The 23,080-nt window shown below is 45.6% G+C and carries 20 protein-coding genes; 11 read left to right on the top strand and 9 right to left on the bottom strand.

Translation table 11 applies throughout. The features are described 5' to 3' along the window. Positions 1-123 precede the first annotated feature (123 nt). From clpB to RID09_RS25315, 3 genes are all read left to right on the top strand, one after another. Positions 124-2,751 (top strand): ATP-dependent chaperone ClpB, encoded by a 2,628-nt coding sequence (gene clpB, locus RID09_RS25325; protein ID WP_446338681.1) that lies wholly within the window; start codon positions 124-126, stop codon positions 2,749-2,751. A 119-nt stretch (positions 2,752-2,870) separates the two neighbouring features. Then, positions 2,871-3,074: a hypothetical protein gene (locus RID09_RS25320; protein WP_446338680.1), complete on the top strand. Its 204-nt coding sequence runs from the start codon at positions 2,871-2,873 to the stop codon at positions 3,072-3,074. Between the two features lie 237 nt (positions 3,075-3,311). Then, on the top strand, positions 3,312-3,509 hold the full coding sequence (locus RID09_RS25315) for a hypothetical protein (RefSeq protein WP_446338679.1): 198 nt from the start codon (positions 3,312-3,314) through the stop codon (positions 3,507-3,509). A 153-nt stretch (positions 3,510-3,662) separates the two neighbouring features. On the opposite strand, the gene RID09_RS25310 is transcribed toward RID09_RS25315, so the two are convergent. From RID09_RS25310 to RID09_RS25295, 4 genes are all read right to left on the bottom strand, one after another. After that, positions 3,663-3,923, bottom strand: coding sequence for a hypothetical protein (locus tag RID09_RS25310; protein WP_446338678.1), 261 nt, complete (start codon positions 3,921-3,923; stop codon positions 3,663-3,665). Further along, the gene (locus RID09_RS25305) at positions 3,901-4,188 is read right to left on the bottom strand and encodes a BrnT family toxin (RefSeq protein ID WP_446338677.1); all 288 of its coding nucleotides are present in this window, start codon (positions 4,186-4,188) and stop codon (positions 3,901-3,903) included. The genes RID09_RS25310 and RID09_RS25305 overlap by 23 nt, the downstream gene beginning before the upstream one ends. 374 nt (positions 4,189-4,562) lie before the next feature. Continuing rightward, positions 4,563-7,058, bottom strand: coding sequence for a primosomal protein N' (gene priA, locus RID09_RS25300; protein ID WP_446338676.1), 2,496 nt, complete (start codon positions 7,056-7,058; stop codon positions 4,563-4,565). 416 nt (positions 7,059-7,474) lie between these two features. Further along, positions 7,475-8,083, bottom strand: coding sequence for a cupin (locus RID09_RS25295; RefSeq protein ID WP_446338700.1), 609 nt, complete (start codon positions 8,081-8,083; stop codon positions 7,475-7,477). Between the two features lie 290 nt (positions 8,084-8,373). Between RID09_RS25295 and RID09_RS25290 the strand changes: the two genes are divergently transcribed. The 8 genes from RID09_RS25290 to RID09_RS25255 all read left to right on the top strand — a co-directional run bounded on the left by RID09_RS25290 (position 8,374) and on the right by RID09_RS25255 (position 16,979). Beyond that, positions 8,374-8,586: a hypothetical protein gene (locus RID09_RS25290; RefSeq protein WP_446338675.1), complete on the top strand. Its 213-nt coding sequence runs from the start codon at positions 8,374-8,376 to the stop codon at positions 8,584-8,586. 305 nt (positions 8,587-8,891) lie between these two features. Then, complete coding sequence (locus RID09_RS25285; RefSeq protein ID WP_446338674.1) at positions 8,892-9,167, top strand: hypothetical protein; 276 nt, start codon at positions 8,892-8,894, stop codon at positions 9,165-9,167. Between the two features lie 146 nt (positions 9,168-9,313). Next, complete coding sequence (locus RID09_RS25280; RefSeq protein ID WP_446338673.1) at positions 9,314-10,234, top strand: SPFH domain-containing protein; 921 nt, start codon at positions 9,314-9,316, stop codon at positions 10,232-10,234. 555 nt (positions 10,235-10,789) lie between these two features. Further along, a complete protein-coding gene (locus RID09_RS25275) occupies positions 10,790-12,421 on the top strand; it encodes a vWA domain-containing protein (protein WP_446338672.1) in 1,632 nt (543 codons plus the stop codon). A gap of 317 nt (positions 12,422-12,738) precedes the next feature. After that, positions 12,739-14,040: a serine/threonine protein kinase gene (locus tag RID09_RS25270; protein WP_446338671.1), complete on the top strand. Its 1,302-nt coding sequence runs from the start codon at positions 12,739-12,741 to the stop codon at positions 14,038-14,040. A gap of 270 nt (positions 14,041-14,310) precedes the next feature. Continuing rightward, entirely contained in the window at positions 14,311-14,673 is a 363-nt protein-coding gene (locus RID09_RS25265) for a VOC family protein (RefSeq protein WP_446338670.1), read from the top strand. A 178-nt stretch (positions 14,674-14,851) separates the two neighbouring features. Then, a complete protein-coding gene (locus RID09_RS25260; protein ID WP_446338699.1) occupies positions 14,852-16,144 on the top strand; it encodes a recombinase family protein in 1,293 nt (430 codons plus the stop codon). Between the two features lie 205 nt (positions 16,145-16,349). Next, complete coding sequence (locus RID09_RS25255; protein ID WP_446338669.1) at positions 16,350-16,979, top strand: pentapeptide repeat-containing protein; 630 nt, start codon at positions 16,350-16,352, stop codon at positions 16,977-16,979. A gap of 44 nt (positions 16,980-17,023) precedes the next feature. On the opposite strand, the gene RID09_RS25250 is transcribed toward RID09_RS25255, so the two are convergent. The 5 genes from RID09_RS25250 to RID09_RS25230 form a co-directional block, all read right to left on the bottom strand. Next, positions 17,024-18,607 carry a DUF3084 domain-containing protein gene (locus tag RID09_RS25250; protein ID WP_446338698.1) on the bottom strand — a complete coding sequence of 528 codons (1,584 nt, stop codon included), beginning with the start codon at positions 18,605-18,607 and terminating at the stop codon, positions 17,024-17,026. Positions 18,608-18,699: 92 nt separating this feature from the next. After that, complete coding sequence (locus tag RID09_RS25245; RefSeq protein WP_446338668.1) at positions 18,700-19,242, bottom strand: HNH endonuclease; 543 nt, start codon at positions 19,240-19,242, stop codon at positions 18,700-18,702. Positions 19,243-19,490: 248 nt separating this feature from the next. Continuing rightward, positions 19,491-20,783 (bottom strand): AAA family ATPase, encoded by a 1,293-nt coding sequence (locus tag RID09_RS25240; protein ID WP_446338667.1) that lies wholly within the window; start codon positions 20,781-20,783, stop codon positions 19,491-19,493. A gap of 156 nt (positions 20,784-20,939) precedes the next feature. After that, complete coding sequence (locus RID09_RS25235) at positions 20,940-21,878, bottom strand: type II secretion system F family protein (protein ID WP_446338666.1); 939 nt, start codon at positions 21,876-21,878, stop codon at positions 20,940-20,942. 119 nt (positions 21,879-21,997) lie between these two features. Next, complete coding sequence (locus RID09_RS25230; protein WP_446338665.1) at positions 21,998-23,026, bottom strand: L-histidine N(alpha)-methyltransferase; 1,029 nt, start codon at positions 23,024-23,026, stop codon at positions 21,998-22,000. Positions 23,027-23,080: the final 54 nt, after the last annotated feature.

Below are 23,080 nucleotides of genomic sequence, written 5' to 3'. Positions count from 1 at the left end.
TTCTGGCGTACCTCCGTGGTGCTGAAATACCCCGTAAAAAAGCCGTGAACACCGATCCAGCCATCGCCACCCGCTTCTTACAATAAGGTCAGTTAAACAAATTCTCTACGTTAACGACTGACTATGCAACCCAATAATCCCAATCTATTTACCGAAAAAGCCTGGGAAGCCCTCGCCCATACCCCAGAGGTGGTTAAAGCCGCCCAGCAACAACAAATTGAAAGCGAACATTTGATGAAAGCGCTGCTGGATCAAGAAGGGCTGGTGATCAGCATTCTCAATAAAGCCCAAATGCCGGTACAGCGCATACGGGAAGCCACAGACGCCTTTATCCAGCGTCAACCCAAGGTTTCTGGGAGTAGTGCCTCTATTTATATGGGGCGTAGCCTAGATACCCTCTTAGATCGGGCTGATGCTTACCGCAAAGAATTTAACGATGACTACATCTCCGTCGAGCATCTGATGTTAGCTTATGTTAAAGACGATCGCTTTGGCAAAAGCCTATTTCAGGAATTTAAACTAGACGAACAAACGCTGAGAAATACGATTACCCAAATTCGGGGGAACCAAACTGTGACTGATCAAAACCCAGAAGGCAAATACGAAGCCCTAGAGAAATATGGACGGGATTTAACCGAAGCCGCTAGAGAAGGCAAACTTGACCCGGTGATTGGGCGAGATGATGAAATTCGCCGCACAATTCAAATTCTCTCCCGCCGCACCAAAAATAACCCCGTTTTGATTGGGGAACCCGGAGTGGGTAAAACTGCCATTGCAGAGGGATTAGCACAGCGTATTGTCGCCGGAGATGTCCCCCAATCCCTCAAAGATCGCAAATTAATCGCCCTAGATATGGGCGCGTTAATCGCTGGGGCGAAGTTCCGAGGTGAATTTGAAGAACGCCTGAAAGCGGTTCTCAAAGAAGTCACCGACTCCAAGGGACAAATCATCATGTTTATTGATGAAATCCATACCGTTGTCGGTGCAGGGGCGACGCAAGGGGCGATGGATGCGGGGAATTTACTCAAACCCATGCTAGCTAGAGGCGAGTTGCGCTGTATTGGCGCGACAACCTTAGATGAGTATCGCAAATATTTAGAAAAAGATGCCGCCTTAGAACGGCGTTTCCAACAAGTCTTTATCGATCAACCCAGTGTCGTTGATACCATCTCCATTCTCAGAGGGTTAAAAGAACGCTACGAAGTTCACCACGGCGTTAAAATCTCCGATAGTGCTTTAGTTGCAGCCGCGACACTATCCACCCGTTATATTAGCGATCGCTTCCTCCCGGATAAAGCCATTGATTTAGTCGATGAAGCCGCCGCCCGCCTGAAAATGGAGATTACCTCCAAACCGGAAGAACTTGACGAAATCGATCGCAAAATCCTGCAACTAGAAATGGAGAAACTGTCCCTGCAAAAAGACAGTGATCCGGCTTCCATGGAACGCTTAGATCGCCTGGAACAAGAACTGGCAAACCTGAAAGAAGAACAACGCACCTTAAACGCCCAATGGCAATCTGAAAAAGACGTTCTGGATCGGATTCAAGGGATTAAAGAAGAAATTGACCGAGTGAACGTGGAAATCAGCCAAGCCGAACGGGAATACAACCTAAATCGGGCGGCTGAACTCAAATACGGGAAACTCGCCGAGTTACAGCGATCGCTGCAAGGGGCTGAACAACATCTGAACCAAACCCAAACCAGTGGTAAGTCCCTGTTACGGGAAGAAGTCACCGAGTCTGATATTGCTGAAATTATCTCCAAGTGGACAGGAATTCCGATCAGCAAGCTAGTCGAATCCGAGAAAGAGAAACTCCTGCAACTCGAAGAGGAACTCCATCAACGAGTCGTCGGACAAGAAGAAGCCGTTACCGCCGTAGCCGATGCAATTCAGCGATCGCGGGCGGGGTTAGCTGACCCCAATCGTCCCACGGCTAGCTTCATTTTCCTAGGTCCGACGGGTGTGGGTAAAACCGAATTAGCAAAAGCCCTCGCCGCCTATCTATTCGACACCGAAGACGCCTTGGTGCGGATTGATATGTCCGAATACATGGAAAAACACGCCGTCTCTCGCCTAATTGGTGCGCCTCCAGGATATATTGGCTATGAAGAAGGGGGTCAGTTAACTGAATCAATTCGGCGACGCCCTTATGCGGTAATTCTCTTCGACGAAATCGAGAAGGCGCATAATGATGTATTTAACATCATGCTGCAAATCCTTGATGATGGTCGGGTCACCGATGCTCAAGGGCATACGGTAGACTTCAAGAACACTGTAATTATCATGACCAGCAATATTGGATCGCAGTACATTCTTGACTTAGCGGGCGATGATACCCACTATGACGAAATGCGGGGACGGGTAATGGATGCAATGCGAACCAGCTTCCGTCCGGAGTTCTTGAACCGGATTGATGAAGTGATTATCTTCCACGCCCTGCAAAAACACCAGTTACGCCATATCGTCTCCCTACAAACTCAGCTACTGGAGAAACGCCTCGCCGAACGGCAAATGTCGCTGAAGCTATCGGAAGAGGCGATCGATTACTTAGCCGAAGTGGGGTATGATCCGGTGTACGGCGCACGTCCCCTGAAGCGGGCGATTCAACGGGAATTAGAAACCCAACTTGCCAAAGCCATCCTCCGGGGTCAGTTCAGCGATGGCGATACCATCTTTGTCGATGTGGAGAACGAACGGCTGACATTCAAGCGCTTACCTGCGGAGTTGTTGACGACGCAATCAAGTTAATTCCTCGACAGCCAGGGAATCTAGGACAGGTTAATCCCCCACTTTAGGGGGATTGTGCCATTCTATGCAAAAATAAGTCCGGTAATTCTGTCGTTGTCTCAATCTCAAGGAACTCGATTGTGAATCAATCCCCAAATGAAGGCACAAAAACCTTTTTGTATATTGTTGGCATTTCCCTGGGTGTGGGTCTGTTACTCGCCGCGTTTGTTTTGCTACTCACGGGAGTTGGTGTAATTAAGCAAATTCCCTCGGCTGTTGTCTGGGCGATCGTTCTTTTTTCCATTGGTATCGGTATCCTCAGCGGTATTAGTATCAGGCGGTAAATTTTGATGTTCTGAGTGGATTAGCTGATGTGCATTTAAATTGGGTATTCCCGGTTAAGAGTTTCCTGTTTCCCAACCTTAGCCATCATCTTTAATTTTGTCCGACTCCTTGATAGCTGTCGTCATAAAGGTTAGGACTTTCTTGATGGCTGAAATGACTATGTACCAATCATAAACTTTCTGCCTTCTGCCTTTGGCTCTATAAAGTTACTCATCTAGAATAAACCCTGACATCTTATGAGTCCACTTCCCCCATCGGATACCCTAATTTATGCTTATATTTTTTCCATTTCTGTAGCCGTTACGTTTGTGGTTTATATTTTGCGCGGTTTCGGAATCCTCAGCTTTATTCCCGGAGGTATTTTGTGGTTATTAATTTTACTGTCGATTGCTACAGGAGTTATTTACGGGGTACAGAAAACCAAGCGGTACTAATCTAAAGGAATTCACCTCACATCTTATCATCGAGATTGTCAGGATAGGACGCAGTTGTAGGGGCGAGTCGCTGCATAGAGTAGGCGGTGTAAGAATTAACCTAACACCTAACACCTTAGTTCAATGTCAATCATACCAATGGAGTTGCCTTTATCAGGCTTGCTCACCCGATTGAGTCTCATCCAGTTGTGTCGCCTTGGGAATTGCAGACAGCAAAGCCCGGAGTGCATTGTTAACGGCTGCTGATGTCTTGAAAACCTGAGCCACATCCGGATCAAGGGTAACTGTCACAGGAGATTTGTCAGTTTGAGTCGCAAAACGGTTAGGGCGGGCTTTGTTATAGTCAAAGTCATATTCCGGGAGCATATCGTTATCTACATTATTAGGAAATTCAGAAGCCTGTGAATTTTTCATAGTCCTTGCGTTCCTTTTTAGTGGCTAGACGTGCGCTGATGATGCGGATAAGGTTTGTTCTCCTTTCAGTGAAGCAAACGAGTAAAAGTCGATTATTTTGGTGTCCAATAATAATTTCTCGTCGCTCACCAACAGAGTGCCATTCATCCTCGAAAATGTAAGCCAGTGGATCATTGAAGACAGCTTTAGCGTCTTCAAAACTGACGCCGTGTTTTTTGAGATTCAGGCTAGCTTTTTGGTCATCCCACTCAAATTGTAGATTCATACATTGATTTGAGGCTAATTGACGATAAAATTCTCAGCAATCTTACCAGCCAAAACCTAGTTTATACTCGGCACAGTGACAAACTCTGTAATTAATGTATTCAGCGTGGAATTGGCAACAGGAAGAGAGCGATCGCATATCTGCATAGTTATAGCAAAAGGCAGAGGGCAGAAGGGAGAAGGGAAAAGATTAACTGGTCAAGGTTTCAGCACCTTCCTTTGTCCTAATCGCCTTGGCGACTGCTTTTTCCAACCATTTAATACCAAATCCGATGACAGGAACACTCTTTTGCTAGGGCGATTGAAATCGCAGCTACACAAACAAAGTCCGCCTACGCGGACTACAAAGCACAAAAGACGAATGACAAATCACCCCTACATCATATTGAGCGGATCAACATCAATCGTCAAACTCACATCTGGCGGACAAATCCCCTGCAACGCCGCCACATCCGGTAATCCTACCGCCACCTCTGGGGGAAACTTGAGTAAAATCTGCCACCGATAACGACGGGCGATTCGCATAATCCCCGCAGGCGCCGGTCCTAATATCTCATACCCGGAACCCGCCTGACTCAACCAATCCGCTAACGTCTCCGCCGCCTTCTCAACCACCATCTCCTCTAACCCACTCAACCGCAACAAAATCAAATGCCCATAGGGAGGATAATTCAACGATTCCCGTTGTATCAATTCCGCCTCGGTAAACACCTCATACCCATGAGTTTGCACCGCCTGAATCACCGGATGCTGAGGCGAATAAGTCTGGACAATCACCTGACCTGGTTCATCCCCCCGCCCCGCCCGCCCGGCGACTTGGGTTAAGGTTTGAAAAGCCCGTTCTGCTGCCCGATAATCGGATAAGTGTAATAATCCATCAGCAGCAACGACCCCGACTAAAGTTACTCCCGCTAAATCTAACCCCTTGGTCAACATTTGCGTCCCGACTAATAAGTCCGCTTCCCCATTAGCAAAACGAGTTAACAAGGTTCGATGCGCCCCCTTGGTGCGGGTGGTATCACTATCAAAGCGAATCACCCGTAAATCGGGAAACGCCTTCGCCAACTCCTGTTCTACCCGTTGAGTACCACTACCAAAAAACTTGAGGTACGGTGAACCACATTCAGGACAATTACTAGGATGGGCGGTTGTATAGTTGCAATAGTGACACCGCAAGAGTTGATTCGCCCCTTCATAAGCATAATGATAGGACAGGGAAACATCACAGTCTGGGCATTCCATCACATAGCCGCAACTGCGACAGGAGACAAAGGTACTATGTCCGCGACGGGGAATAAATAAAATCCCTTGTCGCTGCTTTTGTTGCAACTGCTGCAACCCGGCTTGGAGAGAACGGCTAAAAATTGAACGATTCCCCTGCTTTAACTCCTGTCTCATATCCACAATTTCCACAGGGGGTAAGGGGCGAGATTGGATGCGTTCAGGTAAGGAAAGGTAATAGGTTTTATGGTCGAGATTGGTGGGTTGACCCTTGACAGACACCCAGGTTTCCAAAGAGGGGGTAGCTGAACCCAAAACTAGAGGACAATTTTCCAATTCCGCCCGCCACTGGGCGACGGTACGGGCATGATAGGTAGGAGAAAGACTGTCTTGCTTGAAACTGGAGTCGTGTTCTTCATCTAATATAATTAGACCCAATTTGGGTAAGGGGACAAAAACTGCCGATCGCGTCCCGATAACGACCTGGGGTTCTCCACTTAAGACTTGTCGCCAGGTATCATAACGTTCACCATCGGATAACCCACTGTGATACACATTCACTTTTTTGCCAAAGCGGGCGCGAAATCGGTCGGTAAGTTGAGGCGTTAGACCGATCTCTGGAACTAACACCAGGGCAGATTTTCCCGCCCTTAACAACGGCGCGATCGCTTGCAGATAAACCTCGGTTTTCCCGGAACCCGTTACCCCATGCAATAGCACTTGGTTATACTCATCTAAACCCTGAATCGTTTTTAATGCATGAGTTTGTGCCTCTGTCAACACTTTGGGGCGATCGTCTGCCACATTTGGTTGATCCAGTGTCCGGAGAACTTCCCGGTGTTCAACCACAACATACCCTTTTTCTGCCAGTTTGTTGACAATAGAAGACGTGGCATGACAGACTTTCAACAACTCATTCAGCCACATATCCCCACCCCGACGCCGCAGTACATCTAGCACTTCCCGTTGTCGTTCGGTTAAATCGGCGTCAAAGCGATCTGCGACTAGGGTGACAGCTTTCTTTAGTTTGGGGCGTGAAGGTTGGGGCGGTTTCAAATAACTTTCCACCCAGCCTCGTTTGAGTAACTCCTTCACCCCGCGCCGCGCCCCTTTCACCTGGCGTTGTAGATACGCGACACTGTAATCCCCTTCCGGTTGGGCGTCTAGGAGTGTCAAAATCTGACGCGCTGTTCGACCGACAAACGTATCTGCACCATCAGGAACCGCCTCTCGATGCAAACGAACTCGCCGTTGCGATCGCATCAACAATCCCGGCGGTAACGCCCCCCGAACCACAGATATCAGAGGTGTGCAATAATACTGCGCCACTCGTTCCAATACTCGCCAATAGGAGTTCTCAAAAAACCCCGTACCGATCACATCCTCCACCTCCCGGATTTTCGCCAATGGCACATCCGCAGGGGGAGAAGCCAGTAAGCGAATCGCTATTGCACCCACCTGTTGGCTATTCAATGGAACTGTCAGAATATCCCCCGGTTTAACAGACACATCAGCTGGGATGCGGTACGTCAACAGTCCTTCGAGTCCCGGACAATCCACCAGCGTCTCCACCCAGCGATTCTGATCACCACCGGATTGATAGGTTGTTTTCGGTTCTGCCACAATTAAACTTGTCGGGGAATCAGACACAGCGATAACCTCTAAATTCTGCTCACAGCAACTGGGGGAACATCGATTCAGTCACCTCAGTTAGCGGTTTTCCTGTAGAGACGAGCCATGGCGCGTCTTTTTAAGTCCTCTGACTCATTAACTTCAAAGATAAACGCTAACATCAATAATTATTAAAACTTATCTTTTGCTTGAAACTCCTGTCCTCCTGTGGATAGGGTAAATCCAGAAATCCTCCCTAAACGCGACATCAGTAGAACTTGGCGGTTTTATCGGTAATCACCTGCCAAATTTTAGAGAACGTATATTGTATAGCAAAAGTAGGGGCTCTTTCATTGCCGTGTCCCTACTAAGTACCTGGACTTATATATGGCTTACGCCCGATTTAACTGTCAAATCTATTCCACCATTTTAGGTGTGCCACGTCACAAGGAAGATTAGAAGTTTTTCGCCGTGTGAGTAATCGAATCGAACTCAAATCGCTGCTGATAATCCGTTTCTCCATAAAGATTAAAGGTAATTGTCGGTTCCTCTCCCATCGCTTCTACATGGTGAATCGCATCCGGCATAAAGCTGATAATATCGCCAGGAACTAGAACCTGTTCACTTCCCTTTTCGATGCGATCGCGACCTTCTGAATCCCTAGTCCGTCGCCAAAATGTATTTTTTTCTTCACCACTGATCAATGCTACAACTCCCCAAGCGGCATGATTATGAATCGGAGAGACTCGTCCAGGTAACCAAACTACAGTCTGTACGGTTAAGGGGAATTTTGGCTCATCATAAAGCATCAGGACAGACCACCCTGTATCGGGATTGGGTTCGCGATATTCACCTTGTAGCCAATCGGAACTTGTCAGTAAACGGCGGACTAAAGGGCGAATTTTTTCTAGGCGTTGGCGATCATCCTTGATAGTTTCCAGAATATCTTCTACATCGGTTAGAAAGCGATAAAGTCGATAGTACCCTGTAGATGTTTCACTCTCCTGAACCTTACAGCCTAGACAGTCTCCATTATCTGTTACTAACCAATCGCTACTTTCCATCATTTATTTTACAACTAGAGTATAATCAGCGGCAATTATGTTTTGTTCAGGTTTCACCATACTGTCAATTTTGACAAATTAATTCAGAGAAAACCTGAATTTTTCCTGAGAAAATCGAGGTTTGTCCTGAACCTCCCCTAATCTAATAAGCCATCTTTGACCACAGTCTCAGCAAATCCCAAGCTGTTTCTAAGGATAACTTAAGCTTCTTAGGCTTAAGTATTACCTAAGCCCCGGCAAACTTCCGGGCGATGACGTAGCCATCCTTGTATCACAGAAGCCAGAAGAGAATGAAAGTTAACTACATTGCCACACTCACCATTGCCTCTATTCTAAGTCTGGGGTTAGCAACGGGCTGTGGGAACCCCTGTGCCGCCAAACCCAAGCCTGAAGGTGCGACTGAAACTCAAGCGAATCCTTGTGCGGGGAAAGAGAATCCTTGTGCGGGGAAAGAAAATCCCTGTGCGGGGAAAGAGAATCCCTGTGCGAGTAAGACGAATTAATCAGCCTGTAGATTGACAACTTCTGTTACAAAGGCGCGAAGAAAACCTTGCCTTACCATTAAATCACCATCTGTAGGAGCAATTCATGAATTGCCCCTATTTTTTTCGCGTGACTTCTACCGATACACGTCTGTGGATGCAATACCGACTTGTGAGTGTTCATACACATACCTTCGTTGTGTATGACTGAGTAGAGATAATTGGGATAAGAATTAAATCAAACATTGTTTTTGGTTGTTAAAGAAGACGGGCTAGCCGCTGTTACTTCATTCTCATACCAGAATTGATTATCTCCCTCAAAAATCATGAAAACTCTGACAAAATGGATAGCAGTAGGAACTATCGAACTTATTTTCTGTTTTTGGCTTTTAGGTAATGCCGCCAATCTCGTTAGTTCTCCCAGTGACCAAAAAGTTTGGTTGGGCGTAAGTTATTACGTCGTCGGATTACTCATTGTACCGGGAGCTTCTGTCAGTTATGTCACCGCGAGACTTCATAATGCTCAAGTCCGACACAAGCAGATAAAAGACGCTTTTCCTGATTGTGATGTTTCCTTCGTTGAACTTTTGGATATAAACTGAATAAATTATCGGTTTTATTTCTTCATCAGTTGCACGATATGTAGGGACACAAGAATTTTTAAACCAAGATTTTGTTCCGGAATTACCGGAAGTTTGTGTCAAATTGCAGTTACATTTTGGATAGCTTTAGTCGAGAATTCAAGACCATGAAAAATCTACACCGTCGTTTCTCAAAACTTACTGGAATAACGGTTGCTTTAGCAATTATTGCATCAGGTTGTGGTGCTGTTCCTGGAACCAGTGTCAAGCGGATACCTGCTGGCTATGTCGGACTCAAAGTCGAGCTTTATGGTGAAAATCGTGGAGTACAAAATGCGACGATTAGTACAGGTAAGGTTTGGTATAATGGCTACACTGAAGAAATTGTCGTTTTTCCAGACCACGTTCAGTATTATATCTTAACGGCTTCAACGGAAGAAGGCTCTCCAGTTGATGAAAGCATCAGCTTTGGTGTTGGTGGTACAACAGTTAATGCTGATGTCTCCCTGTCGTATTTTTTCAACACCCAGAAAATTAAAGACTTTTACGGGAAGTATCTGAAAGAGCCGGAACAGTTTAAAGCCACCTTAGTTCGCAGCGAAACCCGTAATTGCTTCAACGAGTCAGCCACTGGCTTGAAACCTGAAGAAATTGTGGGAAACAAGCAGGCACAATTACTCAAAGATGTCCAAACTTGCTTGAACAATAAATTTAGTCCGGTTGGTGTTACGTTTGATTCGATAGGTTTTGTCAGTAAGCCTCGATTTGATGAGTCCATTGAAGCCCAAATAACGGCTCGTTTCCAAGCTGAACAGCAAGCCGTAGCCGCCAAAGCACAACTTGAAGTTGCCGAAGCCGAATCCAAGCGAAAAATTGCCGAAGCGAGGGGAGAAGCCGAAGCCTCTCGGATTAAAGCCTCAACGGTTTCACCTTTAACGATTCGTTTGCGGGAGTTAGAATTGCAAGAGGAAATGATTAAGAAATGGGATGGAATTTTACCCACATATTTAGGTGGAACTGCACCATTTCCTTCCTTTGATCCGAATGCGGGTCATTCGCTACCGTCGGCTAGTACAGCGAATAAGTGATTCGTCCTTTGTCATACTCGCTCCCTTGAGAAGCAAGCTACGCCATTTGTCCTGTGAATGAAGTACAGTCTATCTAAGCAAGATCCCCGACTTCTTTAAGAATTCGGGGATCTATGTACCTCGCTTACTATCAAAAGCGCTGTAATTGTTGAAGGTGGCAATGATGATGTAATTGCGGTTAAGGGTAATCAAAAGAGACACCCCAACTCTGACGCGATCGCAAGCCTTACTACCCTTCGTCCAATCCCCTTGTAAGTGAATCGGTATTCTAGGACACTTGACTAACTTGCATAAGTAGGGAAGCCGTGAGAGATAAATAGGATATGCTACATAATTAAGAGCTGTAATCCTTCTAGAAAGCCAAACTGACGCAACGATCCTATTGATATTAGAACGAGATAGGCTTCGCTTCTAATTCAATACTACCGTTACAGTTTTGGCAACCACGGCATCAAATCACAAACACCGATAGTAAAACTAGGGAGTTACAGAAACTAATAGTTAGCAATTAAGTTTTTTATCCAACCGAATAAATATCAGTTGTAAGGGGAAATCATGAAAACTATGCATAGAGCGATCGCAACTTTAGGACTAGCCGCTATATTGGGAGCGCTTACTGTTGCTTGCGAAGGGGAGGATGGAGGATATTCTACATCTGAATCTCTTAGCAACCAGGCTCAAATTCAAGTCTCGCCAGAGGTAGTTCCTCCCCCAGAAACTAAATTAGCACCGCAAGCCGATACCCTTAATCCTCAAGTTCCCGAAGAATCTAACCGAGAAACCTACAGTTCTATCCCGGAAAATCCCTTTTTAAACGCTAGCAGTAATCCCCTCTCTACCTTCTCCATTGATGTCGATGCCGCCTCTTATAGTAACGTGCGGCGCTTTATCAATGAGGGTCAGCTTCCACCACCCGATGCGGTGCGGCTTGAAGAATTAATTAACTATTTTACTTACGATTATCCGCAACCGGAAGCCAATAAACCCTTTTCTATCACTACAGAAGTTGCCGAAGCACCTTGGAATCCGAAACACAAATTAGTTCACATTGGCTTGCAGGGGAAAAGCATTTCCACTGAAAATTTACCTCCCAGTAATCTGGTCTTTTTGTTAGATGTTTCCGGTTCCATGTCGGACGCCAATAAACTCCCCTTACTTAAAGAATCATTACGGTTACTCGTTGACCAATTGCGAGATGAAGATCAGGTTAGTATCGTTGTCTATGCGGGGGCGGCGGGGACAGTACTACCACCAACACCTGGAAACCAAAAAGACACCATACTAGCAGCTATTGATAAACTCGAAGCTGGGGGTTCAACGGCTGGAGGTGAGGGAATTAAGCTAGCGTATAAACTGGCTCAAGAGAATTTTATCGAATCGGGTAATAACCGTGTCATTCTCGCCACCGATGGGGATTTCAATGTCGGTATTTCTAGCGATGAAGAATTAGTCAGCCTGATTGAAGAGAAACGAGAGCAAGACATTTTCCTTACCGTGCTAGGATTTGGCACAGGCAATCTCCAAGATGCCAAGATGGAAAAAATTGCCAATAAAGGCAATGGCAATTATGCTTACATCGACAATATCCTGGAAGCGAATAAAGTCCTGGTTAATGAAGTCGGCGGAACCTTACTTACCATTGCCAAGGATGTGAAAATTCAGGTGGGATTTAACCCGGAAAAAGTCCAAGGGTATCGGCTGATTGGTTATGAAAATCGGCGGCTGCAAAACGAAGCGTTTCAGGATGATAAAAAAGACGCGGGTGAATTAGGCGCTGGTCATTCCGTTACCGCCCTCTATGAAATTATTCCCCTGGGAGTGAAAAGTGATGTGCCGTTATCGGATGTTGATCTCGTCACCTCTCAACAGAAAACCGATGAATCCATGTCGTTTTCGGGGAATGACTTAATGCAGGTGAAGTTACGGTATAAGCAGCCGGATCAGGATACATCTCAACTGATTATCTCACCCGTGTTGGATCAGGGATTAACCTTAGCACAAGCCTCGGATAACTTTAAATTCTCGGCATCTGTTGCTGAATTTGGTATGGTATTGAGAAAATCTCAGTACAAAGGTAATGGAAATTTTGATCACGTTTTGCAGCTTGCTAGTCAATCTCAGGGGGCAGATTTAGATGGATACAGAGCTGAGTTTGTTCGGTTAGTGAAGCAGGCAAAATCGCTGTAGAGACAATCGGCTGAATGGGTGGGGTGGAGGAAACAAGTAAATGAGCCGCTAGCCTAAACCAAAAATTGGAATGCTTGTATGGGCGACCCGCTGCACAAACTAACAATTGGAATCCACTCAATAATATCGGGTCGCCCTCGACTCAAACGGACTGATTTTGCTAATATTTTAGCTCTAATTATAGCCATTTACCGTCTGATGAGGTAAATTGTAAGGGCGCAAGCCTTGCGCCCCTACACGAGAATTAAAGGTGATATACTTCCCTTCAAACTTCAATCTGACCCGACTTTTATCAAAACCTAAGAAAGAAATTGATTATGGCAATGAATTCTATTATTCAAAACTCAAATAACAACTTTCCAGAATTTTCCCAGCAAGGCTATCAGATTCAGCGGGAACTGGGACACAACCGTAGTAGTGGACGAGTAACGTATTTAGCCACTCATCACTCCACAGAACAACCTGTGGTGATTAAACAATTTCAATTTGCCAAAACGGGTGCGAATTGGTCAGATTTTGAGGCGCATGAACGGGAAATTACCCTGCTGCAACAATTGGATTGTCCCAGTATCCCTCAGTACCTGGATGCGTTTGAAACTCCTGATGGCTTTTGCTTAATTCAGGAATACAAGCAAGCCCCCTCTTTAGCCGTTCCCCAATCCTTTACCCCAGAGGACGTTAAACAAATTGCGATCGCACTCTTGGAGGTGTTGGTTTACCTACAACAGCAAGTTCCGCCGATTATCCATCGAGATATTAAGCCGGAAAATATTTTAGTCGAGCGTTCCCCCCAGATTAAAGTTTATTTAGTCGATTTTGGTTTAGCGCGTGCTTTTGGTGATGATTTGGCGGCGAGTAGTGTGGTGAAGGGGACGTTAGGATTTATGCCACCGGAACAGATGTTTAATCGTCAACTCACGGAAGCGTCTGATTTATATGGTTTAGGGGTAACGTTGATTTGTTTACTAACTCAGACGAAATCCGCTGATATTGGCAATTTAATGGATGAGGACTGTCGAATTAACTATAGATCTGTGGTATCGGGTTTGAATCCTCAGTTTATCACCTGGCTGGATAAAATGGTCGCACCTAAATTGAGCGATCGCTTCCCTAATGCGGCGACGGCGCTGGCGGAATTGTTACCGATTGATGTGGTGAGGAATTCGCAAACTTCGGATCAGTTTCAGTTACTCCAGTCTGGAATTACGCCAATGTTGGTATTGAAACTGGGGGTATTGGCGGTGATCGGTACAGGTTTCGCGATCGCGTCTCGGATTACCAATCCTGTACCGTTGGGAAATTCTCAAGCCGCCGTACAGCAATTGCAGCAAACGGGTGCATGTGCTGGATGTAATTTGAGTGGCGCTGATTTGAGGAAAATGGATCTGAGAACAGTTGATTTGAGAGAGGCTAATCTGAGTGAAGCTAACCTCCAAGGGGCGAATTTGCAAAGTGCTAATTTAGAGAATGCAAATTTGACAGAGGCAAATTTGATTGATGCAGATCTTAGGGGCGCTTACTTAAGAAACGCTGATTTAACGGCGGCAAACCTGACAGATACTCAGCTTGAGAGTACGGATCTCAGAGGTGCGATTATACCTGATGATTTTACACGATAGAATCGACATAACCTCACCCAACCAGTTTTCTGGGCGCAGGTTAGTAAAGGGCGCACGTCGGTGCGCCCCTACAATTCTAATCTATTATGACTACATTGCCAGACATCGAAAAAGACAACTGTCTTTGTATGCGCTACGGGAGCATGAATATGAACAGATTTCACGTTCTGAAAGGAGTTCAGAACTCGATATTGCTTTATTGACACAATGGCATCCACCCATCTATCCGGCACAATGAAAGCTAGAATCGCATTCAACAGCTAACTCGCCATGGAAATTACCCAATGTCTTCATACAGCCATTCTCGTCTCTAACCTGGAGGACGCCGAAAACTTTTATGGCAACATTTTAGGGTTATCGAAAGTCGAGCGATCGCTAAAATATGCAGGTGTCTGGTATCAGATTGGCGATGTTCAACTCCACATTATCGTTGACACTACGCTTTCAACTCACCGGCAAAACCCGAAAAAATGGGGACGCAATCCTCACGTCGCCTTCTCGGTTGCTAGCTTAGATGACGCCAAAACAAACCTATTGGCAAATAACTGCCCGATCCAAATGAGCGCGTCTGGTCGTGCGGCTTTATTCACTCAAGACCCCGATGGTAACATTATTGAACTAAGTCAAGTTTAGTTATTCGTCATTTGTTATTCGTCAAAATTCAAAACCAGGTTTCTTTGAGCAAGGGCGTTGGGTCAAACTCTTGCCCTCAGTCAGGGCGGGTTTAGTCACATCTGGGCTAGGTCAGAAACGATAGTAGTCAAACCCGCCCCTACAAACCATGTCCGAAAAGCGTTGCGAAGGGTCAAAAATGCGAATCGTCGCCTACCTCTACAGCGATCCCCTCTTAGAATCTCCTCCTGATCCAGTGATCTGGGGTTGGGAGGTGGATCACGTCTATCAAGATTTAGGTGGGCGTCAACAGTGGCGACAACTCATCGCTGATTGTCAAACTCAATCGGCTGATTATTTGCTGATCCGCCGTTTAGAGGAACTGGGCGATTCTATTACACAAGTGAGCGATCGCCTCACTCAAATCCAAGCCCTAGGTGTCATTGTCATAGCGACTGAACAATCCTACTCCTCCCATGACACCAACTCCCAAACAAACTTACTCAAACTTCTCAGTGAAGTCCAGCAAGAAGCCAGTTCTCGCCGCCTGCGTCAAGGACATGCCCGTAATCGTCTCAACGCCTTACCTCCACCGGGAAAAGCCCCCTACGGCTATCGACGGGGCAAAGACCGCTATATTTTGGATCGCAGTACAGCCCCTTTAGTCAAAGATTTTTTTGACCAATTTCTGCTGTACGGCTCATTACGCGGTGCGGTGCGGTATCTGGAAAAAAAGTATAGTAAAAAAATCTCAGTGGCAACAGGTAAACGTTGGCTAACCAGCCCCGTCTATCGGGGTGATCTCGCCTATCGCAACGGAGAAGTTCTCTGTGACACCCATAGCCCGATTCTCAACCGCGAAGAAGCCGCCCAAATTGACCGTCTGCTGCGTCGCAACCGTCGTCTCCCGTCTCGAACAGCCAGCGCCCCCCGTTCCTTAGCCGGTTTAGTCGTCTGTGGTGAGTGTCAATCTCAGATGAGTGTCACCAGCGTCACTCGCCCCCGCCAGAACTGGGAATATGTTTACCTGCGTCCGGTTAACTGTCCCAAGCGCCCTAAATGCCGTGGTATTCCCTATCAACAGGTTTTAGTAACCACAATTCAAACTATTTGTCAAGAGTTACCTCGTGCCGTAGCCGGGATGAACCTGCCCAACTTGGATGATGTCAAAAAATCTCTAATCAGCCAGATTACTGAGAAAAAAGCGGTATTAGACCAGCTTAACCACTTAACCGCCACAGGTGTCCTGGATACCGAAACCGCCCAGATCCGCGCCTATAAACTCCGCACGGAACAGTCTCAACTCCTTTCCCAGCTTGCCTCCCTGCCCCCTGTGAATTTAGGCGCGATCGCACAAACCGTATCCATTCCCCAATTCTGGTCAGATTTATCGGAATCTGAGCGCCGATTTTATTTTCGAGAATTTATTCGGCAAGTCGAACTCATTCGTCAGGGTAAAGAGTGGCGGCTTCAACTTATTTTTATCTTCTAGTTGACAAAGATTAAATTATATGAGAAATGCGTCAAAAATACGATATAGTATCTAACTTGGGTGCGTATCATTACTAAGGGGAGTTATCCTGATTACTCTATTCATAGGGGGTAAATCAAGGATAATCCCATCACGACCAGGTGCAACTGCCTCAAATCACTGATGAATTAGGACGTTAGCGAGAGGCTAAGACCTGGGAATTTTTATGGATGCTGCTGAATTGCTAAAGGGTTATGCTGCCGGAGAGCGAGATTTTGAGGGAGTTGAACTCCGGGGAGCCTATCTGACTGAAGCAATTCTCAATGGAGCGAATCTGAGACACAGCGACTTGAGCGGTGCTAATCTCAGTGGCGCTAGTTTGAAAGGAGCGAACCTGAGCGAAGCCAATCTGAGTCAAGCCAACTTAAGCGTCGCTAATTTAAGCAAAGCTGAACTGAACGATGCCAATTTAACAGCGGCTGAGTTAGTCAGAGCCACGTTGATTGAATGCAACTTAAAACGGGCTAATTTGACGGGAGCGCATCTGCGGGAAGCAAGCTTGATGTTTGCCAATCTTGCCCAAGCCTGTCTTTATCAAGCCGATTTACACGGCGCGATGCTGCACCAGGCTATTTTACATTGGGCAAGCTTAAAGAATGCGGATTTAATTGGGGCAATCTTGCAAGGGGCGGATATGAGGGGCGCTGATCTCAGTCAAGCCTGTTTGATTCGCGCTGATGTATCCAAGGCAATTTTGATGGTTGCTGATCTGCGAGGGGCAATTGTCATGGGGGCTAACTTTAAAGCCGCCATACTCACAGGCGCTGTTTTGCCAGATGGTAAAATGCATCAGTAGAGTTCACAGGAGCCAGGTAGCACAGGAGCGGATGGACAAAGAACTTAAGTGCTAAAGAGGATCTGTCCATTCTGAATCGCGACTAACTGCATTTTCAACGGTCCTGCTGTAGAGGTTTGGTCTTGGGCAATCGCTCTCACCGCCAGAGGTTGCTCAGATTCCCCCAACTGTTCAATAAAGCGAATCAGGGTAGAAGGATCACCATCTGCAACTTGAATCGGACCGAGGACTCCAGCCCGACGGGCGCGAAACTGAGAGGCGGCGAGTAATTGGTCAATGCGCTGTTGCACCGCTTTATTCGTCAGGGTTGAAGCATCGACAGAAATTGCGGCTAACACCTCCCCTGGTTCAAACACCACTTGATTGAGCGCTGCATCAGCAAAGGCTTGAATGGGTTTTTCCCCAACCACATAGTTTCCAGCGGAGAGAATTCGCACCACATAGTCTTCACCATCTTGAATTTGCTCGATTAACTGTTCGGCTTGGGCTTGAGTAATTTGAATCAGGGGTTCGTTTGGTTCCTCAGATCCCGGCAAAATAATGTCAGTGGCGGTTCGATTGGCTTCCCGCAGGAGTTGATCAACCGCCTCAGATGCGGCTGAGGGTTCAACAATACGCACCACGCCAAATGCCAGCACTTGACCACGCAAAATTGCCACATTGCCCTGACGTAGGGCTTGATAGTTCTGATAATACTGCTCCAGAATATCAACTCGCCCTTCTAAAAACGCCAGTTGTTGTTCTTGATCTTGTAGTTGTTGGTTGCGTTGGGCGATGAGGAGTTCCCGTTGGGCAAGTTCCTGTTCCAGTTGAGCCAAGCGAACTTCCCGTTGTGCGATCGCCTCTTGGAGTTCGGCTTGCAGTTCTTGAAGACGGGCTTCCCGTTGTGCGATCGCCTCTTGGAGACGAGCTTGTCGTTCAGCAATGGTTTCAATAACTTTATCTTTTTGGGCGAGTTCCTTCTCTTTTTCTGTCAGTTGTTGATTTCTCTGCTGGAGTTGCTGGTTTTTTAGCGTCAGTTGTTGATTTCTCTGCTGGAGTTGCTGGTTTTTTAGCGCCAGTTGCTGGCTAGTTTCCTCCAGTTCCTGATCCCGTTGAGCCACTAACTCTTTAAGCTGACTAATTTCTGCATTAAGTTGATTTCGTTGCTCAATTAACTGCTGACGTTCAGCCAAGAGCGACTGAATTTCTGAACGTAGATTATTTGCCTGTTTCGAGATATCTCGCAGTTGAGCTTGAGCCTGCTGAAAATTGCTGTTGAGTTCATTCAGACGCTGTTGCACTTTGGCTTGCTCGGCTCTGGTTTGAGCGAGTTCGTTCTCTACTTGCTGTTTCTGGGCATTTAGAGTTTCCACATCCCGACGCGCATGTCTAAGTTGTCGCAGGATGTTATCCAGTTGAAATACCCCTTCCCGCAGGGATTCACTCAAACCGAATAGAATACCCAAAGTTGAGGCAGAAATCAAACATCCGGTCATAATCGTGACCACCGTCGCCGTTTTGCGAGGACGTAAGTTAAATAAACTCAGCCGCGCTTTGCCGACTTTCGTACCAATGCGATCGCCTAAGGTGGCGAGGACTCCTCCCAACAGTAATATTGCCACGATCAGGATGTAAGCGCTGGTCATCACGGTGCTACGTCTGTCCAGATACAGCCTATCTCATGGCTGAGGCGGATTATACTTTTTTTTTGGTTGATGGTTCATTGGGATTGGAGAAATTATTCCTCATCTCCCCTGCACCCCTGCACCTCTGCACCTCTGCACCCCCGCCCCCCCGCATCTTTGCTCAGATTGTGCATAAGGTATTCTTCCTTTCGCGGATCGATAAGTACTGGCTCTCCCTGTTCTGGCTCAACCATGGGTTCGCCCCGTCTTCGCGCAACTTCCTTAACTTGACCCGTTGTATCAGAGAAAACAGCGTACTTATTATTTTTGCCGCCATTACATTGACCGCAAGCATATAAATAATTTTCCCAGACAAAAACGGCTTCAGGATATAGATCCTTGGGTTTAATATGCTCTACTTCATCAGCGACAGAATCTTCACAGTAACCACAGCGACGAGCGGCACAGCACATTTGGGTTAAAGTTTGACGCACTTTGCGAAAGGTGGGGTTTGTTGAATTGTTACGTTGGGCAAATGCTTTTTTTCCCCGATCAACTCTTTCGGCGTAATCTTTTAGACCGTTAATTTCATTTTGCCAGGTATTTAATTGATTTTGAGCATTTTTAGGTAAATTTCGATGGGGGAGCCGTATCATTCTTGACTTATACTATTTTGTTACACTTAGGATTAGATCGCGGGTTTTATGGGCGCACGTCGGTGTGCCACGCCGATATAATGGGAAAATTTTCTCATAATCTGTTCCGCATTTAAACCTTAATATCAATAATGGCGAAATCATTGTATGTAGTGCGAGCATCTTGCTCGCTGCTAATACCCAATTTAAATGAATGAAAGCTTCTCAATTAAATTTCAGGGATATTGTTTAATCCCATGAGCATCTCATTAGCCGACTTTATGGGGTGAAGTTGGCATCATTACCCGCAGTTTTTCTTGCTCATTTCGCTCATCTTCACTCAGTTGTTCGTGTAGTTCTTTCCGATTCAATTCAGCTAACCGTTGTAACCGCTTTTTTGATTCGTCTGATCGGGTCACATCTGCCCCAAATGCTTCTGTCCCATAAGCATCTAAGACATTACCATAAAGTAAGCGATCTAAATCTTTCCCCCTTACCATAGCCCCTGATTCGTTACTACCTGGTTTAGGTAAACGCCATACTGTTCCCACGGTTGCGGCTTGGCAAATTAGAGGACTATGGGTTGTGACAATAAATTGAAGATTGGGAAAATGTTCCCGAAACCAAATCCCGATTCGCCGTTGCCAGGTAGGATGAAGGTGAGCATCAATTTCATCGATGAGGACAACACCAGGAGGAATAATTTTTGTTTTGTCATTGGGATCAAAAATAGATTTATAGCCATAAACTCTAGTAAGTTGGCGAATCAGTTCAAAGGTTAGGCTTAAAATTGAGCGATACCCATCACTCAATTCCTCAACTGGCAATCGACAACCATTGCCATCAAAAAATTCAACACCTTTAGAGGAAACCTGTTCCAGACGCGCTTGATGCGGCAAAAATTCGCTTTGATTGACAAACTCTTTCACCGAATCAATCAAGTTACCTTCTGGATCACCTTCGAGTTTCTTGAATTGTAAATCTTGCAGCCACTGTAAACATTCAGTTAGAGCCACATCTTCACCAAACAACGATAAGTGTGCCGCTACTTTTGGATTAGAGTAGAAAAGCTCGTCATAATCTTTATTTCCACCCCTGAAGCGTCGAAAGGGACCAAACCCAGCCGAAAACCAGCAAGCTCTTTTTCCCCATAAACCTCGTCTAGGATTATACCCGTCTACTTCTGGAGCGTCTATTTTGACATCATTTTTGCTCTTGATAAATTGAAGCAAAACAGGAAAACCGTGGAATCCAATCGATTTATACCCTCCAGGTATTTTGTCAAAACGGCTATCATACAATAAATGGACATAAATTTCTCCAGGATTTTCATTGTCTCCATAGTCTTCATTTTTGTTTAACCACTCATTCCAATTTAGCCGAAGCGCAATAGCATTACTTGGACCAAACAAAGCTAATGCAATAGCACGTAAGAAAGTTGACTTACCTGAACCATTGTCGCCAATAACTACATGCCACCCCGCACAATGTTCTAAACTTATCTTCCAATATAAATTTTTAATTGAGCGGATATTAATCATTCCAATTTCATTAATATACATAATCCCTTCATTTAATTTATTGTCGGATAGGTATCCTTCCCACCGAAGCCAATGGTGCAAGAACTGAGATCTACAGTAGCTTATGCGATCGCGCTTTTCCTCCAATTCCCCGAAACCCTCTGCGTACCTCTGCGCTTCCCTCTGCGTACCTCTGCGTTAATCCGGTAATGAATCCAGCAACACAGATATCCCTCGGATACCCACCACCGCCACCAAACTTCCCATCACCACAAGGCTTAAAAGTCGTAAACTAACCTGTAGCGATCGCAGTCGTTGTTCCAACTCGCTGTCATAGTGTTGGGCTAAGGTTTCCAGCGTCTGCTCTAAGGTTCCGCTTTCTTCCCCGGTGCTAATCATCTGTAGCGCTGTAGGGGGTAATTTACCCTGGAGACTCTGACTCAAAGGTTGACCCATGCGGACGCGCCGCGTAGCCCAGGATAATTTGGCTTTCATTACCGTATCTGGGATATGCTCTCGCAGTAAATCCAAGGCGGTGAGGAGAGATACCCCACAACTTAACGGTAATCGTAACTTAGCTAGATAGAGGAGCGATCGCGCCTGCACAATTTTGCCGAAAATAGGTAGCCGCCTCACCAGTTGCAGCCACAAGGGACTAGAAAAGCGAGATACCAGGACAATCATCACCCATAATAGCAGCGCGATCGCTAACCCTCTTAACCAGAATTCTGGTTTAATAATTCCGGTTGGATTGGGGTTAAAAATAGCCGCCGTTAACACCAAAAATCCCCAAATTGTCGCCATAGCTGAACGTTTTACCGACCCATATAATCCTTCTTGTCTCCCTTGCGTTTCAGCGTCTTGGGCGAGCATTTGACAGGTTTGGGGGAGAGAACCGCTATATTCAGCTAAACGGATTAAGCTAATCGTCCAACGGTTAAAATAACCGCGTTCACAGGTTAAGGCGGTGGCGAAATCTTGACCCGAACCCACGGCGAGACTGACTTTTTGTAAATAGCGTTTAACCGCTGGGTTTAAATCGTTTCCCACTAGGGTTAAGCTTTGCTGTAGATTTATACCAGAATTGAGTAATTTAGCCAGTTGGTAGAAAAATTTAGCATTTTGGCGATTTTTCATTCGTTTTTTGTCCTTCGTTATTCTTCCTTAGTCATTTGTCCCTATCCAGATTTATTTCTCTCTTTATAATCTAGTCCGTGCAGGTAGACTTTTTTTGTGTAGCTGTGACTTCCAGGGAGCTATTGCTCATTTTCACAAATTACCATAATATTCGATAAATATTGGTCAGTCTTGTAGTGAACAAGTCGGAGTCCAGCCTGTTCTATTTCTTGCACCAGTTCAGAAATTTCAAACTTATGCTGTCTCCAAATCGTAATCTCTTCCCCTTCAGCCATTTCAATACTCCTATCCCCTCCCATTAACCTGAAATTTATCCGATAGTTCTGACTGAATTTAATCGTCGCCACAATACTATCGGTTTTATGCTCATACTTTCGCACCAGTTCACAATCTTCAGCTTGAATACCCATCGCAGTTTTCACCCAAGCATAGACTTGATCCACATGATACTTTAACCCCCCTCTCACTGTTCCATCCCATTGGGAGTTAGAACCAATTTCGTTAGTGAATACCAGGACATCATGCTTTCTCATGCTATCTCTAAAATTTTTCAGGACTTCCGTTCTATTGTAATGATTACCCATAGTTACGCCTAAATGTAATATAATTTGGGCGGTGTCGTCAGTTTTTAGATTAATCTGATGGTTTGACAAGGTTTGGGACAATGAATTATTTTCTATATCAATCGTGTCGCCAATAAACTCAATGTTAGGAAACCATTTTTTAATATTTTGCTGGGATACCTTGAGTAAGTCTTCGCTAATGTCTAAGGCGATATATCGATTGATTCTGCCCAAGCGATTCAGCCGACGGATAAAATCTTTAACGGGATAGGAATTACCCGCGCCGACATCGATAAGATTAACGGTGTTGACAGCTTGGATTTTGCGGGTGATGACTTCAAAATTAGCTCTTAACAGGTCAATTTCCCGATTAGCGGGTCGATACCAGCGTGGACGCAGATAGTTGAGATAAAATTTATCCCAGATAGTTGCGCCTTGACCTTTGTAGGAATATTTTAAGCCTATTTCCCGTCGGGTGGCTAATGTTTGAATGATATCTAAGATTTCGGTGTCTGAAAAAATAGAGTAAAATTCAGCACTAGGCTGGGCTGTATGAAGGATAGGATATTGCTGAGATTTAGACATTGATGTTTTTCTGATAATAGTTATTCAAACTCTATTTAGATAATAGGGCACGGC

It is taken from the genome of Coleofasciculus sp. G1-WW12-02, from assembly GCF_040219735.1.
GTDB lineage: Bacteria > Cyanobacteriota > Cyanobacteriia > Cyanobacteriales > Coleofasciculaceae > Coleofasciculus.
Note: the sequence above shows the minus strand (reverse complement) of the source record. Positions and strands in the feature narration are given on the sequence as shown.

Bases quoted from the DNA above. Each gene is read 5' to 3' on its own strand.
- clpB (WP_446338681.1), top strand. From the start codon at position 124: ATGCAACCCAATAATCCCAATCTATTTACCGAAAAAGCCTGGGAAGCC.
- RID09_RS25315 (WP_446338679.1), top strand. From the start codon at position 3,312: ATGAGTCCACTTCCCCCATCGGATACCCTAATTTATGCTTATATTTTT.
- RID09_RS25310 (WP_446338678.1), bottom strand. From the start codon at position 3,923: ATGAAAAATTCACAGGCTTCTGAATTTCCTAATAATGTAGATAACGAT.
- RID09_RS25305 (WP_446338677.1), bottom strand. From the start codon at position 4,188: ATGAATCTACAATTTGAGTGGGATGACCAAAAAGCTAGCCTGAATCTC.
- RID09_RS25295 (WP_446338700.1), bottom strand. From the start codon at position 8,083: ATGGAAAGTAGCGATTGGTTAGTAACAGATAATGGAGACTGTCTAGGC.
- RID09_RS25290 (WP_446338675.1), top strand. From the start codon at position 8,374: ATGAAAGTTAACTACATTGCCACACTCACCATTGCCTCTATTCTAAGT.
- RID09_RS25285 (WP_446338674.1), top strand. From the start codon at position 8,892: ATGAAAACTCTGACAAAATGGATAGCAGTAGGAACTATCGAACTTATT.
- RID09_RS25280 (WP_446338673.1), top strand. From the start codon at position 9,314: ATGAAAAATCTACACCGTCGTTTCTCAAAACTTACTGGAATAACGGTT.
- RID09_RS25275 (WP_446338672.1), top strand. From the start codon at position 10,790: ATGAAAACTATGCATAGAGCGATCGCAACTTTAGGACTAGCCGCTATA.
- RID09_RS25270 (WP_446338671.1), top strand. From the start codon at position 12,739: ATGGCAATGAATTCTATTATTCAAAACTCAAATAACAACTTTCCAGAA.
- RID09_RS25265 (WP_446338670.1), top strand. From the start codon at position 14,311: ATGGAAATTACCCAATGTCTTCATACAGCCATTCTCGTCTCTAACCTG.
- RID09_RS25260 (WP_446338699.1), top strand. From the start codon at position 14,852: ATGCGAATCGTCGCCTACCTCTACAGCGATCCCCTCTTAGAATCTCCT.
- RID09_RS25255 (WP_446338669.1), top strand. From the start codon at position 16,350: ATGGATGCTGCTGAATTGCTAAAGGGTTATGCTGCCGGAGAGCGAGAT.
- RID09_RS25250 (WP_446338698.1), bottom strand. From the start codon at position 18,607: ATGACCAGCGCTTACATCCTGATCGTGGCAATATTACTGTTGGGAGGA.
- RID09_RS25245 (WP_446338668.1), bottom strand. From the start codon at position 19,242: ATGATACGGCTCCCCCATCGAAATTTACCTAAAAATGCTCAAAATCAA.
- RID09_RS25240 (WP_446338667.1), bottom strand. From the start codon at position 20,783: ATGTATATTAATGAAATTGGAATGATTAATATCCGCTCAATTAAAAAT.
- RID09_RS25235 (WP_446338666.1), bottom strand. From the start codon at position 21,878: ATGAAAAATCGCCAAAATGCTAAATTTTTCTACCAACTGGCTAAATTA.
- RID09_RS25230 (WP_446338665.1), bottom strand. From the start codon at position 23,026: ATGTCTAAATCTCAGCAATATCCTATCCTTCATACAGCCCAGCCTAGT.